Origin of the sequence: Pseudohalocynthiibacter aestuariivivens (assembly GCF_018457175.1) — a bacterium.
GTDB classification, from domain to species: Bacteria; Pseudomonadota; Alphaproteobacteria; order Rhodobacterales; family Rhodobacteraceae; genus Pseudohalocynthiibacter; species Pseudohalocynthiibacter aestuariivivens.
Window position 1 is genome coordinate 298,525 of the sequence record NZ_JAGFNU010000002.1, and the last position, 13,747, is coordinate 312,271.

Here is a 13,747-nt window from a genome sequence, read left to right on the forward strand (position 1 = left end):
TGCTTTCTTTTTCCCTAAAATAACCCCGCCGGAGGCTAACAACCTCTCAGCGCAAGTGCTTTGGCCAGCCTTGGCAGACGGGCTTTTTTCAAGAGTTTTCTTAACTCCTGAGGGGCTCCGGCCAGTCTTTCGGCCTCTGCATGCACTTTCTGCGCGACATGCGCTACCTCGTTTGGCGCCTCGCAGTAAAACTGGAAAAGCAAATCGTCAGGATTTGTCCGTCCCAACCCTTCTTCAGACAGGGTATGGCGCGGAAAATCCTTGGCATTCAACGTTAAAATTATGTCTGCAGAACAGGCGATTGCCGCCGCCAGAACATGAATATCATTCGGGTCCGGCAGCCAGAGCCGCGCCAAATCACCTTCATGCGGCTGAACACTTGCATTGGGCCAATTTGCACGTAGCAACGCGATTTCACCGCGCGCCTGCATATCACCGGTTGGCCCGATCTTGCGCGCGGCGCGCGCCCATTCTTCCAGAATGCGCTCAGACCAGAACGGTTTAAAGAACCCCGCAGATGCTGCCCCCATCAACACTTCGCGCATCACCGTTGGGTAAAGCACGCAAGCGTCGCACAGAACTCGCATCAGCCATCCAACCTGAAGAACAGCGCTTTAAGGTATCCGCTCTCTGCGAGCTGCGGCAAAAGCGGATGGTCCGGCCCGGCAGACCCGGTGTGGATAAGCTGGCACCGCCGCCCGCCCCGTCCTATTCCGCGGGCCGAGGCATTGCGGAACCGCGCAAGGTCTACTGCGTGCGAACAGGAACAGAGCGCGAGATAGCCCCCGGGTGCAACCAACGGTGCAGCGAGTTTTGCAATGCGTTCATAGGCACGCAACCCGGCCTCAAGCGCTTTTTTATTGGGTGCAAATGCGGGCGGATCGCAAATCACGACATCAAACTGCGCCTTTTCGGTCTCAAGGCGGGTTAATACATCAAACGCATCGCCCTTGATCGTCGAAAACCGGTCTTGCACACCCATTGCCTCTGCGCCCTGCAATGCAAGCTCAAGGGCCGCAGCGGACCCGTCCACGGCGACTGCACCAGCGGCACCGCCCGCCAAAGCCGCCAGGGAGAATCCACCAACATGGGAAAATACATCCAGCACTTTGGCCCCATTTGTCAGGCGTTGAGCAAAGGCATGGTTTTGACGCTGGTCAAGAAACAAGCCTGTTTTCTGACCGCCCAGTAAATCTGCCATGTAAATGGCGCCGTTCATCTCGACAGGAACAGGACCGTCAAGCTTGCCAGAATGGCATGTCGTTTCCTCGGCCAGCCCTTCAAGCGTACGTGCGCGACCGGTGCCGTTTTTGACAATCGTTGTGACCCCGGTGACCGATGCGAGCGCCGCAGCCAGTTCCTCAAACATCACATCAGCCCAGGCCGCATTTGGCTGAACGACGGCTGCGTCGCCGAACCTGTCGATCACAACGCCTGGCAACCCGTCACTTTCCGCATGGATCAACCGGTAATATGGCGCGTCATACAGACGTTCGCGGTGGCAGAGTGCGCGTGATAGACACGCCTCCATCCATGCCTGATTGACTACGGCTTCTGGATTCTGGTCCAGCATCCGGCAGAATATCTTTGAATTCGGATTGACCGCGACCACACCCATCGGGTTTCGGTTTTCATCCTCGAGAACCGCAATCGCGCCGGGCTGAATATTTTTCGTTCGGCGGTCCGTGACCACCTCGTTTGCATAAACCCAGGGAAACCCGTGACGAATGGCACGGGCTTCGGATTTAGGTTTCATGCGGACAACAGGATAAGGGGAAGACATCATGTCTTCCCCTTAGAGGTTTATTTCAACAGACGAAAGCCTTTAAGAGGCGTTTGTCGGTCGCGGTGCCATGACAAGTTGTTGCTGGATAACATTCGCCAGATGCTGGGTGATACGCACTTTCTGCGTTTGTCCCCGGCGTTCAGCGTTGATCGCTGCAGTGCCACCAAAAGCTTTAAGATCCGCCTTCACCAAACGTGGCCCGTCAATTATTGCACCCGTTTCGGCATGGCGAACAGTTAAAATAAACTTGATAGAATGCGTTCCGCCAACAGTGTAGCGGGCACGTTCTGTCAAAGCGTGAAAGCGTGCGACCTGAACATCGACAACTACTGGTGTTTGGCCATTCAGCTGCGCCGCACCACGTGACATGCCATCCTCAAAAATCGCGGTAATCTGTTCGTAACGATTACCGTTGGGGTCTCCGCGCCAGACGATATCGGCGACAGGGCGATACCCGTTTGCTTCGCTTACCCGCAGGTTCGTGGGTACAACGACCCGAACATCCTGAACCGCATAGGACGGAGCGGTTACCGCGCGCGCCATCGTCGGTTCGCCTAATGGAAGGCCGCGTGTAACAGTATCAACTGCGCTACAAGCCGAAAGGCCAAGTGCGAGTGCAAGAAGAACAATTGCTCTGATAGGTTTCATTATCCCAACCTCGAAACGATTTCTGTTTTGTGTTGAGGCGGAATATCGTTACAAAATAGGGCAAGATTGAGATAATACTGCAGCGATTCAATGATTTTCCCCAATTTGGAAACAATCATTGGTTGCTAAATTCCATTGTAGACAAAATCTCCTACCGTTTGACGAGAAAAGGATCGATTTGCATCATATCAGAAAAGGAAAATGCGCAGATTTCTTTAGAGAGGTTTTTATCCCATGCAATTTTCCAACACCAATGTTCAGACCGTCAACAAAAACAAAATGAAATTGATTCGGAGACGTTCTTCCTTTGGCGATTTTAAGAGCGTGTTCATCGTAACTTAGGGGTTAGTTCAATGTTCCCTGCGAACACCCGTCAGCCTGTTGCAATGCTGTGTGCTTTGGCACCGGTTATTCCGGAAATATCGATTGATGATGTTTCTTCGGCGAAGCCGCTGGCTAGGGCGCTGATAATGGGCGGTTTACCAGTGTTTGAAGTTTCTTCACGCGCATCAGCAGCGCTGGAAATTATCGCCGAAATGGCGGAAGTTCCCGCCACCCGAATAGGCGCCGGACCTTTGGTTCACCCCAGCGACGCCCATGCCGTAAAGGCTGCCGGTGCGAGCTTCGGCGTTTCGGCCATCCCTTCAGCCAGATTGCAGAGCGCATGTGAACTTATAAACCTAGCTTTGTTGCCTACAACAACATGTGAAGAGGATGCCCGGCACCTGAACGTCCGCGGTTTTGCTATTCAGAGGTTTGCACCCGCCATTACCGCTACCAGTGTGAACGAAATGAAAAAGCTTGGCGTCTCAGCCCCTCTGATCAGGTTTATTCCAACAGGCGTCGCATCTCTGGAACTGGCACGCAGACATCTGTCACTCTCAAATACACTTTGCGTGAGCGGGAATTGGGTCGCCCCTCAACAACTGATCATTGGGAAAAACTGGAGTAAGATCACTGAACTTGCCAAGGAATCTGCAATTCTTCCACGTTGAAAAACAACATGACTAGCCGTCGATTTCCCGACCTTTGCGACCCCCGCGTCTGCCTTTCTTGTTCACGGCACCAAGCCCCTCAGACAAGACTTTGGTCATCGGATGATCCGGGTTTTTCGGTTGGTACTGATGCAGAACGATCTTAATCCACGCCTTCGGGTCTTGACCAACAGGTATACCGATTGCCCAATCCAGAAAGATTGAGCGACATTCGCCTTCGGTGATGCCTTCTATAAGATAGCTGTCTTCGAACAAACCACGCGGATCAATTTGCTTCATATTCATCGTCTTGCCTTTCCATGCGGTACATTTGCCAGAGCATGGTCAATTATGCTTGCGGCAATAGTGCCGCGTTCTTCCATATCCGCTCTCAACTGGCTGATTTCGGTCTGTTTTGTTTCACGCAACATAAAAACGCGCCCGCCTTCGCCGATATCATCCATGTCAAGCGGACGGTCAGAAAGTAGTTTTGCGCCAATCTGCACCCGCCACATCAGTTCATAACTTTCACGAAGCGTCATCATGTCAGCCTCGGACACCCAACCAAGCTTACAGGCAGCCTTGAGCTGGCCTTGAATATCAGGTGCGGTATCGCCAGCCATCAGCGCACCCGCCTGCGCAAGCAATTCGATGTCCTGAAGCCGTCCACGTCCAAGCTTTGCCTCCCAAGTTTCGATTGCGGGCTTGGCTTCTGCCAGACGCGCACGCATGTCCAGAACATCGCGGACGACAATGTCTGGCGCGCCTTTCTCCGACAATAGGGACGCCCGAAACGACTCTATTCGTTTTGCCAAACCTTTGTCGCCTGCAACAACCCGCGCGCGGGTCAATGCGAGGTGCTCCCAGGTCCAGGCTTCTTCTTGCTGGTAGGTCGTGAAAGACTGATAGGATGTTGCAACAGGCCCCTGTCGCCCCGAAGGACGCAGACGCATATCAACCTCGTAAAGCCGCCCTTCTGACATCGGTGCTGACAGTGCCGTGACGAGAGCCTGCGTCAACCGTGCGTAATACAACCGTGTCAAAAGCGGTCGGCGCCCGTCAGATGTATCTACGCCATTCGCGTCATATATCACGATCAGATCAAGGTCAGACCCTGAATTGAGCTGACCCGCGCCCAAAGACCCCATACCAAGCACAATCGCGCCATAGCCGGGCGGATCGCCATGTTTTCCAGAAAATTCATCAACGACTACAGGCCAAAGCGCAGCAAGCACCGCTTCTGCCAGTTCTGCGTATTGCTGCCCCGCCTCTCTGCCGCTAATCAGCCCACGCAGGTGGTGAACACCTATCCGGAAATGCCATTCTTTGGCCCAACGACGTGCCGTATCAAGCTTTGCCTCGTAGTCCGAAAGGTCGGCGAGCATTCCAATGAGATCTTGGGAAAGCTGTTCCGGCCCCAGCCATTCGTCAAAAAAGGACCCGCCGATCACAGCGTCCAGAACCTTGGAATTTTGTGAAAGGTGATGCGCCAGTGCCGGTGCCGTCGCACAAATATCAATCAACAGGTCAATGAGTTGAGGGTTGGCTTCGAAGAGTGAAAAGAGTTGTACACCCGCTGGAAGCCCGGCCAGGAACCCATCAAACTGATACAATGCTTCGTCAGGTTTTGCCGCCTTTTGCAGCCTAGACAGGATTTCGGGCTTCAGGCGTCCAAATATCGTGACCGCCCTGTCGGATCGCAGTGCAGGGTAGGATCGCCAGCGTTCCACCACATCCTTCGTTGCTTCGGATAATTCCGGTTCTGCAGAGCTTTCAACGGGCGCAAAGAAACCTTCCGTTAGTTCATGCACCTTCGTAAGACGCTGCATCAGCGCGTCTTTAAAAGCCCCGGTATCGCTTTCGCCCATAAACCGGGCCAGCCGGTCAAATCCCTCGTCCGAATTAGGCAAATCATGGGTCTGCGCATCATTCACCATCTGCAGCCGGTGTTCGACCTCGCGATGTGACCGATAATTCGCAATCAGGACGTCCGTCACGTCTGGGGGAACCCAACCCTTTTCCGCCAATTGCTTTAACCCCGGAACGGTTTCGCGCGAACGCAACTCTGCATCGCGACCACCAGCAATGATCTGTCTCGTCTGGGTGAAAAACTCTATTTCCCGAATGCCGCCACGGCCAAGCTTCATGTTGTGGCCAAAAAGATCAATCGCGCCGCCCAGACCTTTATGGTCCCGAATACGCAAACGCATGTCATGCGCGTCCTGGATCGCCGCGAAATCAAGGTGTTTACGCCAGACGAACGGGCGAAGCCGCTCCAGATAGCGCCACCCTGCCTGAATGTCGCCGGCACAGGGCCTTGCCTTGATGTGGGCGGCACGTTCCCAGGTACGGCCAACACTTTCGTAATATCGCTCTGCCGCGTCCATAGACAGACATACCGGCGTGACAGACGGGTCCGGGCGCAGCCTCAGGTCTGTTCTGAAGACATATCCATCCCCGGTAAGGTCGCTGAGCATTGCTGTCATGCGGCGTGTTACGCGAATAAAACTTGCCCGCGCATCGTGATAGGAATCTGTGTCGAACCGGTTTTCATCAAACAGGCAAATCAGGTCAATATCGGAAGAATAGTTAAGCTCCCCTGCCCCCATCTTCCCCATTGCGAGCGCAACCATACCGCCGGCGGTTTCTATGTCTTCCTCACTCATACCCGGCAATTTGCCACGGCGGATTTCAGCAGCTACCAAGGATTTCATCGCAACATCGACAGACATATCCGCAAAGCGCGTCAGCGCGCCGGTTACCTCTTCCAGCGTCCAGATGCCCCCGAGATCAGCAAGCGCCGTGAAAACAGCAACACGATGTTTTCCCTGCCTCAATGCCGTGGCTAGTTGTTCCAGCGGCAAGTCCTCAAGGCTTCCCAGAATCTCGTTAAAGACCGCGTCAGGTGTGCGCGCGAATGCAGCGCAGAGCCAATCCTTTTCTTTTTGAATGAGGCCTGCAAGATACGGGCTGTTGCCCGCCGCGCCAGCGACAAGGTTTTGGATGTCTGCGCCAGAGTCCGGAAACAACGCCGCTGCTTCCTGACCTCTGTCAGGCTCGTAGGGAATCGAGCAGCGGGTAATGAGTGATGCAAAAGTCATCTGACGAAGATGCGGCGTCAGACGGGCGGGCGTCAACCACACTTAACACAACATTACAGTCGATGTTTTTGGTTTCATGTCTGCTTGCGTCTCCGAAAATGTTCTGAGTAAGAAACCGAAAGGATTCGAAAAAGTTCAGAATAAGTAGCGGCAGGGAGATTACTATGAGCAAGAGCCTGAAACGCGTCAGAAATGCCTTGATCAAAGCGGGTGTGGAAACCGAGATTCTTGAGATGCCCGGCGAAACCCGAACGGCATTGCAAGCTGCAAATGCAGCAAACTGCGCATTAGATCAGATCGCGAAATCAATCATTTTTCGAGGTGAAACAAGTGGAACTGCCGTTTTGTTTCTGACGGCTGGTGGCAATCAGGTTTGTAAGGACAAAGCGTCTGCTATCGCCGGGGAAGCATTGGGCAAAGCGGATGCGTCGCTCATCCGGGCTCAGACCGGTTTCGCGATCGGCGGGGTTGCACCCATCGGTCACCTCTCGCCTATTCGGGCGTTTTTGGATCCAAGGTTGCTTGACTTCGATACCGTCTGGGCCGCCGCTGGCACGCCTCGGCACATATTTCCGATAAATTCGACCAAATTACATGAGATAACCAATGCGTTAGTATCAGAATTTATTTGATTTATCAAAATAATGTAAATTAGTTTAACATTTACTCTTGACTTAAGGAACAGATGTTCCGATCTTGTTAATGTGAAAGGCTTTCACATTCGAACATAACCTTATACGGAGTTTTCAAATGAGCATTGTTGCCTCTTGGCCCAACCAAGCAGAAACTTGGCTCGATGCGCGTGGCAAAGGCGCATGGATAGCAGTCATGGTTCTTGGCTTCATCTTGTTCTGGCCAGTTGGTCTGGCTCTTCTTGCATACATGATCTGGAGTAAACGCATGTTTTCAGGCACCTGCGCCCGGCGCAACCGCACCCACACACGTCACAGTTTCCGCTCTTCCGGCAACGTTGCATTTGACGCTTACAAATCCGAAACGCTTCGTCGTCTTGAAGACGAACAAAGCAACTTTGAAGCTTTCCTTGAACGTCTTCGCGAAGCGAAAGACAAATCTGAATTCGACGATTTCATGGACGAGCGCGCGCAAAAAGCCAAGGAAACGATGGATAAAGACGAACCCATCGAAACCTGATATGTATAATCAAGGCGGTCTCTTTAACGGGGGCCGCTTTATTCTTTGACGAAAGAGACCGCTAAAATGCAAACGACGCATACAGCCTGGGGTTTGCCGGACCCGGACCGCGAAGCAGAATTTTATCAGGACGTGCCGACAAAACGACTGATTGCCTGGGTCATCGACACGATTTTGACAGCGTTGATAACGGCGCTCATAGTTGTTTTAGGGGTCTTCATTCCTCTTTTGATCCTACCCCTTGTCTTTTTGACGGTTAATTTTATTTACCGCACAGTTTCACTTTCGCGCAATTCCGCAACACCGGGAATGCGGCTGGCTGCAATAGAATTCCGGACAAACAATGGTGAGCGTTTTGATCTTTCGATGGCGCTGCTGCACACTGCGGGGTTCCTGTTTTCTGTTTCACTGGTCTTCCCACAGGTGATTTCGGTCATTTTAATGCTCACGGGTGCCCGCGCACAGGGTCTTACGGACCTCGTGCTTGGTTGCGCCGCGATTAACAGGTCTGCGCGTTTCTGACATTCTGGGTTTAACCCTCTAAATCTCAAAGGGCTTGGCGGAAGGCAAACCTGTTGCTAGTCTGCGTTTGTGATTGAAACAAGAGCCGAAAACACAGATGCGTCATAGCCTGCCCATTGCCCCCCAGTTTTATGTGACTGCGCCGCAGCCATGCCCGTATCTTGACGGGCGTATGGAACGCAAATTGTTTACGGCGCTTCAGGGCGACTCGGCAGACAAGCTCAATGACAGTTTGTCAAAGCAAGGGTTCCGCCGGTCGCAAAACGTTTTGTACCGACCTTCCTGTGCCGATTGCTCCGCATGTCTGTCTGCACGTATAAGAGTCGCTGATTTCAAATACACAAAAAGCCAGCGCCGCATCATACGCCGCAATACAGACCTTAACCGCGAGGCAACATCTCCTTGGGCGACAGAGGAACAGTACATGCTGTTCCGGGAGTATCTGGACACACGCCACGCTGACGGGGGCATGGCCGATATGGATATTTTCGAGTTCGCCGCGATGGTCGAAGAAACCCCGATCAGAAGCAGGGTCGTTGAATATTCAAAGCGCGGCGAAGGGAAATCCCAAACTCGCGATTTGCTTGCCGTATGCCTGACAGACGTGCTCGATGATGGCCTGTCTATGGTCTATTCTTTTTACGCCCCTGATAGGGTAAAAGACAGCCTTGGGACTTACGTTATTCTCGATCATATCCAGATCGCACGCGAGGCTGGCCTGCCCTATGTCTACCTTGGGTATTGGGTGCCCGGCAGTTCCAAGATGGGATACAAAGCGAATTTCAGCGCAGTGGAAATTTACCGGAATGGAGTTTGGAGCGATCTGAGAGTTTCCGATACTTACAACGCAGATACGCACCCCCTGTCTGTTGATCCGATTGCCGAACAGGTTGCGAAGATCAAGTTGCCGGACGGTATGCCAACAACGCGTTAGACAAATGAAAAACTAACCTCAAAACATGACGTACAATTGGCGAAATGTCTCGTTTCGCTAAATGAGAAAGGCCGCGCATTCTTTGGCGCGGCCTTTATTTTTCCGTAGGTTAATGCCCAATCAGGTTAGGTACAATCGTAACCACAGCCGGGAACAACCACAGCAATCCAAGCCCAAAGACCTGAATCAACACGAATGGCAAAACGCCCCTGTAGATATGCCCAGTCGTCACTTCTTTCGGCGCAACCCCCCTGAGATAGAAGAGCGCGAAACCAAACGGTGGCGTCAGGAACGATGTTTGCAGGTTAACGGCAATCATTATCGTGACCCATTTTGGGTCCATCGTTCCGCCATAGATGACCGGTCCGACAATGGGGATCACGATGTAAATGATTTCAAGGAAATCAAGCACAAAACCCAATACGAACAGCACCAGCATCACGATCAGGAAAACCTTAAACTCATTGTCAAAGCTCTTGAGGAACTGCTGAATGTAATGTTCGCCGCCAAACGAGATGACAACGAGGTTCAGCAATTGCGACCCTATCAGGATGGTAAAGACCATCGAGGTCACTTTTGCAGTTTCCCGCACAACAGGGCTAAGCACGCCGCCTTTGAACAGAACCCAGCAGGCGTAAAATATCCCAAAGATCGCGAATAGATATGCGGCCTGAGCAGCAAAGAACGCAACCCAATCTTCAAACGGGACCGAGTCTCTGGTTATCCTGAGATCAAAATTCACACCGATCAGGATCAGGATCACAACAGCGAACGCCGCTTGAATGATAAGCTTTCCGGATCCACCCTCGTCCTGCAACTTACGGAACGCTGCCAGAAGAATAGCACCCCCAGCGCCCAAGGCCGCAGCAGGTGTCGGGTTTGTTATACCGCCAAGAATAGACCCCAAAACAGCAACAATCAGAACAAGCGGCGGAAAAACCACTTTGATCAGTTGATTGCGCCCCAGATGGGCAACGGCGTAGCGACACCCATAAAGCGCAATGATCGATGGGATCGCCAGAATAAGCAACGCTGCCCCCGGCGTTGTAAGCGGTCCTATAAAGGCGATATCCGCGAAGATCGCCAGAACCACCCCTCCGAACCCAATCAGCAATGGGCGCGGATCAGCAGAAGGTGCAACACCACGCGCGATAGCCAGAATTAACCCGAGCATGAGGAACATTATTGCAATGCCGGTTCCGACCGGTGCGGCAGATGCGACTTTGTCGATCAGTCCTTGCGTAAGTTCTTCTTCGCTCAGCTGGCGGCTTTCCTGAGCACCTCCAGACGCGTCAATAACGGACTGCTGCTCAGTAGCAATATCCCATTTTTCCTGGCCATGAAGATCAATCATCGCTGATTTACACTGGTCGGATACACTTGTACGCAAAACTGCCGAAGTTGATGCATCCGAATAGCTATCTACGATAACATTTTGCGAGCCGACAACGCCAAGGTAACCGGCCAGAATGGCGCCACCGATCAGGCCAGCTGGTGCAATGAGGAACCAGGTTAAAGCTTCGTTGCGGGTGATGACCTCGCCTTCAATTGATTCAGCAACAACGGGCGGCGCATTATGCGGGCGCATCATTGCATAACCAAAAGCGTACAACGCATAGAGGACCGCTAACAGGATACCGGGCAGAATCGCGGCCTGAAACAACGTACCGACCGAAACAACCGCTGCTTCGCCCAGATAGGTCAGAGCATCAGAACATCCTGCCTCTGCAGCGCGTTGTTCTTGCGCTGCGGAGTAAAGGTCTCCCGCCAACGTGCCGAGCAGAACAATCACAATCGAGGGCGGAATAATTTGCCCCAGTGTTCCGGACGCTGCAATAACGCCAGTTGCAAGTTCCGGTGAGTAGTTGTTGCGCAACATGGTCGGCAAGCTGAGAAGACCCATCGTAACAACGGTTGCACCAACGATACCAGTCGATGCAGCAAGGAACGCACCCACAACAACAACCGAAACTGCCAGCCCACCGGGCAATGGCCCAAAGACCCGAGCCATGGTTGTCAGCAGATCATTTGCGATCTTGGACCGTTCAAGCGTGATCCCCATCAAAACGAACATCAAAACCGCCAACAGCGTTTCAATTGACTGCCCCGCCAGAACCCGTTCGTTCATGCGGTTGACGATGAAGCTGATGTTGCGGTCAAGCGCAACTTCCCAACCGCGTTCAAACAATGGCACTGCAACTGTTGGCAAATCCGGGTATCGGAAATGCGAAATCGTGTCCGGGTGGATACCGGTTGCAACGATATCGTTGAACCCTTGCGATGTCGTATCGATCGCCTGATGCACAAGAATGCCGGCACTGTCGAGCGACGCAATGATCGAGAATGAGATAACAGCCGCACCACCGATGGCAAACGCCACCGGAAAGCCCGACAAGATGCCTCCAAAGAGGCAAAGGAAGACGATGATCAGCCCGACTTCGACGCCATCAAGTCCAAATAGCATAGTTTCTGCCCCTAATATTAGTGTGTGCCTTCAAAGGCTTCTTCGCCTTCACCAAGGCTGTCTTTGTCAAGGTATTTGCCAGCGCTTGCTTCGCCTTCTTTCCACTCAAGGTATGAGCGGTAAAAGAAGCTTACAGCTTGCAGAAAGACCAGCCCGGCATAGCTCACAAGCAATATTTTGAAGAGGAAGTAGCCGTTGAAACCGCTGGGTGAAAAGCCGATGGTTTCGACATTCCAGCGCAACGCTCGCGACTTGAGCATAAGCTTGTCCAGCGTGTCTGACGCTGAAGGGTTTGGCACGACCAGATGCCGCCACATGAAAAACCAGCCATAGAGCCATGTCAGCATGGAAACCGGCATCATGAACAACAGAGACCCGACCATGTCGATAACCCGCTTTGTGCGGAAGCTTACAACGGAATAGACGAGGTCGACCCTGACATGGCCGCCTTGCACGAAGGTGTAGGTGGCACAAAGTGTCACCACCAGCGCGTTGTAAAGTTTCAGCTCTTCAGCCCACCAGCTGATGTCAAAGGTCAGCCCGGTTCCGAAACCAAACGAAATCGTTGCCTGCGTGAATATCCGCTGCATGAAAACAATAATGATCTGCTGAAGAACCATCAACAGACCCGCCCATGCCACAAAGCGGCCTATGGAATTTGCAAAACCTTCTAAAACACGTACGCAGCCCCACATGAAGCTGTTTTTGACAAAGCCAATTGCCGTGATCACGATGAAGGTTGTCAAAATGACGAATAGAAACTCGACCGAGGCGCCGTAATAGATAAAGCGCATGATCGATTCTTTATTTGACCAGTCCAGCCACAGCCCCGGATGTGTCACCGCGTAACCAAGGTTATAGAAAGACATCAATAGGTTCTGCGCGAACCAAACTATGCCATCCAGCATCCCATCCCCCACTTTTCCGATTAGACCCTGCCTTATCTGGCAGATGTTTGATCAGGCCCCGCGTATTCGAAGGGCCTGACCAGAGTTGTACTCGTTTTAACGATTAGCCAATTACTCGGTCGCGCTGTACACGGTATGTACCTTCAGACCGTTTGATCCAGCCGGATGATGCTTTCATCGAAGACTGCATACTGTCGTAAATCTTCTTGTACAGTTCATCGCCCATGTTTTCGTCATGCACTTCTTGTGACGCGGCACCGAAAGCGTCCCAAACTGAATCCGGGAACTCAAGGATTTTCACGCCGGAAGACGACAGACGCTGAAGCGCTTCACCGTTGTTGGACATGAACTGAGCAAGGTTCCACTGGTGTGTTTCCCCAGAAGCAATTTCGATCACTTTCTGATGCGCAGGCGAGAGCGATTCAAAAACTTCACGGTTGGTGGCAAGCGTCAAGGCTGCGCCTGGCTCGTGGAAACCAGCAGTGTAGTAGAACTTGGTGATTTCCTGGAAACCAGCTTTTTCATCAGCCCAAGGGCCGATCCACTCGGTTCCGTCAAGCGCACCAGATGCAAGCGCCTGATACACTTCGCCACCAGGAAGGTTCTGAACAGATGCGCCCAGCTTGCCAAGGGCTTTACCACCCAGACCCGGCATACGGAATTTCAGACCGTTGAAATCTTCTGGTCCGGAAATTTCCTTGCGATACCAACCGCCAGCCTGTGCGCCAGTGTTACCGGCGAGGAATGATTTCAGACCGAAAATCTGGCCAAGTTCGTCGTGAAGTTCGTGGCCACCAGCGTGGTGATACCAGTTGGTGAGCTCTTGAGCTGTCATCCCAAATGGAACGGCAGTAAAGAACGCAAATCCAGGATGCTGACCAACAAAGTAATAATCAGCACCGTGATACATATCAGCCTGACCAGAGGTCACAGCGTCAAATACTTCAAAAGCACCGACGAGTTCGCCAGCAGCTTTCAAATCAATTGTAAGATCGCCATCAGTCATGGCGGTGATGCTGTCAGCAGCGCGCTGAGCTGCATCATGAACACCTGCAAGGCCGCGGCCCCAGGTTGTAACCAAAGTCAGTGTGCGTTTGCCTTGTGCATACGCAGGTGCCGCAAGCGTCGTAGCTGCTGCTGCGGTTCCGCCGAGCGCGGATGTTCTCAAAAATGAGCGACGATCCATATAGTAATCCTCCCATGGAATTAGCGTCTGAACAAACGTGCAGACGGGTCGTTAAAGTAGGCGAACCCTAAA

Annotated in this window: 13 protein-coding genes; 5 read left to right on the forward strand and 8 right to left on the reverse strand. The window is 52.6% G+C overall.

Annotated elements, in window-relative coordinates; all coding sequences use genetic code 11:
- Window positions 1-35: 35 nt before the first annotated feature.
- Genes J4E70_RS05395 through J4E70_RS05405 form a run of 3 tightly spaced genes read right to left on the reverse strand, consistent with a single transcriptional unit; the run spans window position 36 to window position 2,434 of the window.
- Window positions 36-587 carry an RSP_2648 family PIN domain-containing protein gene (locus J4E70_RS05395; RefSeq protein ID WP_213888059.1) on the reverse strand — a complete coding sequence of 184 codons (552 nt, stop codon included), beginning with the start codon at window positions 585-587 and terminating at the stop codon, window positions 36-38.
- Window positions 587-1,783, reverse strand: a complete 1,197-nt coding sequence (locus J4E70_RS05400) for an RSP_2647 family RNA methyltransferase (protein ID WP_377609240.1) — start codon at window positions 1,781-1,783, stop codon at window positions 587-589. Before J4E70_RS05400 ends, J4E70_RS05395 begins: the two co-directional genes overlap by 1 nt.
- Window positions 1,784-1,825: 42 nt before the next feature.
- Window positions 1,826-2,434, reverse strand: coding sequence for a DUF6778 family protein (locus J4E70_RS05405; protein ID WP_213888061.1), 609 nt, complete (start codon window positions 2,432-2,434; stop codon window positions 1,826-1,828).
- Between the two features lie 353 nt (window positions 2,435-2,787).
- Here J4E70_RS05405 and J4E70_RS05410 point away from each other — a divergent pair, with 353 nt between their 5' ends.
- Window positions 2,788-3,429 carry a beta/alpha barrel domain-containing protein gene (locus J4E70_RS05410; protein WP_213888062.1) on the forward strand — a complete coding sequence of 214 codons (642 nt, stop codon included), beginning with the start codon at window positions 2,788-2,790 and terminating at the stop codon, window positions 3,427-3,429.
- Between the two features lie 12 nt (window positions 3,430-3,441).
- On the opposite strand, the gene J4E70_RS05415 is transcribed toward J4E70_RS05410, so the two are convergent.
- Together J4E70_RS05415 and J4E70_RS05420 are read right to left on the reverse strand one after the other, a co-directional pair.
- Window positions 3,442-3,714 (reverse strand): hypothetical protein, encoded by a 273-nt coding sequence (locus J4E70_RS05415; protein WP_213888063.1) that lies wholly within the window; start codon window positions 3,712-3,714, stop codon window positions 3,442-3,444.
- Complete coding sequence (locus J4E70_RS05420) at window positions 3,711-6,509, reverse strand: bifunctional [glutamine synthetase] adenylyltransferase/[glutamine synthetase]-adenylyl-L-tyrosine phosphorylase (protein ID WP_213888159.1); 2,799 nt, start codon at window positions 6,507-6,509, stop codon at window positions 3,711-3,713. The genes J4E70_RS05415 and J4E70_RS05420 overlap by 4 nt, the downstream gene beginning before the upstream one ends.
- Window positions 6,510-6,673: 164 nt before the next feature.
- Between J4E70_RS05420 and J4E70_RS05425 the strand changes: the two genes are divergently transcribed.
- From J4E70_RS05425 to J4E70_RS05440, 4 genes are all read left to right on the forward strand, one after another.
- On the forward strand, window positions 6,674-7,141 hold the full coding sequence (locus tag J4E70_RS05425; protein WP_213888064.1) for a YbaK/EbsC family protein: 468 nt from the start codon (window positions 6,674-6,676) through the stop codon (window positions 7,139-7,141).
- A gap of 118 nt (window positions 7,142-7,259) precedes the next feature.
- A complete protein-coding gene (locus J4E70_RS05430) occupies window positions 7,260-7,661 on the forward strand; it encodes a DUF2852 domain-containing protein (protein ID WP_213888065.1) in 402 nt (133 codons plus the stop codon).
- A gap of 66 nt (window positions 7,662-7,727) precedes the next feature.
- Complete coding sequence (locus J4E70_RS05435; protein WP_213888066.1) at window positions 7,728-8,183, forward strand: RDD family protein; 456 nt, start codon at window positions 7,728-7,730, stop codon at window positions 8,181-8,183.
- Between the two features lie 97 nt (window positions 8,184-8,280).
- Entirely contained in the window at window positions 8,281-9,117 is an 837-nt protein-coding gene (locus J4E70_RS05440; RefSeq protein WP_213888067.1) for an arginyltransferase, read from the forward strand.
- 109 nt (window positions 9,118-9,226) lie between these two features.
- Here the strand turns inward: J4E70_RS05440 and J4E70_RS05445 are convergent, their stop codons facing one another.
- The 3 genes from J4E70_RS05445 to J4E70_RS05455 form a co-directional block, all read right to left on the reverse strand.
- Complete coding sequence (locus tag J4E70_RS05445) at window positions 9,227-11,581, reverse strand: TRAP transporter large permease (RefSeq protein ID WP_213888068.1); 2,355 nt, start codon at window positions 11,579-11,581, stop codon at window positions 9,227-9,229.
- Window positions 11,582-11,598: 17 nt separating this feature from the next.
- The gene (locus J4E70_RS05450) at window positions 11,599-12,489 is read right to left on the reverse strand and encodes a TRAP transporter small permease subunit (protein WP_213888069.1); all 891 of its coding nucleotides are present in this window, start codon (window positions 12,487-12,489) and stop codon (window positions 11,599-11,601) included.
- 103 nt (window positions 12,490-12,592) lie between these two features.
- Window positions 12,593-13,675 (reverse strand): TRAP transporter substrate-binding protein, encoded by a 1,083-nt coding sequence (locus J4E70_RS05455; RefSeq protein ID WP_213888070.1) that lies wholly within the window; start codon window positions 13,673-13,675, stop codon window positions 12,593-12,595.
- Window positions 13,676-13,747: the final 72 nt, after the last annotated feature.

What these genes read in the sequence shown, in the direction of transcription:
- J4E70_RS05395 (WP_213888059.1), bottom strand. Translation starts at nt 587, where the DNA reads ATGCGAGTTCTGTGCGACGCTTGCGTGCTTTACCCAACGGTGATGCGC.
- J4E70_RS05400 (WP_377609240.1), bottom strand. Translation starts at nt 1,783, where the DNA reads ATGTCTTCCCCTTATCCTGTTGTCCGCATGAAACCTAAATCCGAAGCC.
- J4E70_RS05405 (WP_213888061.1), bottom strand. Translation starts at nt 2,434, where the DNA reads ATGAAACCTATCAGAGCAATTGTTCTTCTTGCACTCGCACTTGGCCTT.
- J4E70_RS05410 (WP_213888062.1), top strand. Translation starts at nt 2,788, where the DNA reads ATGTTCCCTGCGAACACCCGTCAGCCTGTTGCAATGCTGTGTGCTTTG.
- J4E70_RS05415 (WP_213888063.1), bottom strand. Translation starts at nt 3,714, where the DNA reads ATGAATATGAAGCAAATTGATCCGCGTGGTTTGTTCGAAGACAGCTAT.
- J4E70_RS05420 (WP_213888159.1), bottom strand. Translation starts at nt 6,509, where the DNA reads ATGACTTTTGCATCACTCATTACCCGCTGCTCGATTCCCTACGAGCCT.
- J4E70_RS05425 (WP_213888064.1), top strand. Translation starts at nt 6,674, where the DNA reads ATGAGCAAGAGCCTGAAACGCGTCAGAAATGCCTTGATCAAAGCGGGT.
- J4E70_RS05430 (WP_213888065.1), top strand. Translation starts at nt 7,260, where the DNA reads ATGAGCATTGTTGCCTCTTGGCCCAACCAAGCAGAAACTTGGCTCGAT.
- J4E70_RS05435 (WP_213888066.1), top strand. Translation starts at nt 7,728, where the DNA reads ATGCAAACGACGCATACAGCCTGGGGTTTGCCGGACCCGGACCGCGAA.
- J4E70_RS05440 (WP_213888067.1), top strand. Translation starts at nt 8,281, where the DNA reads ATGCGTCATAGCCTGCCCATTGCCCCCCAGTTTTATGTGACTGCGCCG.
- J4E70_RS05445 (WP_213888068.1), bottom strand. Translation starts at nt 11,581, where the DNA reads ATGCTATTTGGACTTGATGGCGTCGAAGTCGGGCTGATCATCGTCTTC.
- J4E70_RS05450 (WP_213888069.1), bottom strand. Translation starts at nt 12,489, where the DNA reads ATGCTGGATGGCATAGTTTGGTTCGCGCAGAACCTATTGATGTCTTTC.
- J4E70_RS05455 (WP_213888070.1), bottom strand. Translation starts at nt 13,675, where the DNA reads ATGGATCGTCGCTCATTTTTGAGAACATCCGCGCTCGGCGGAACCGCA.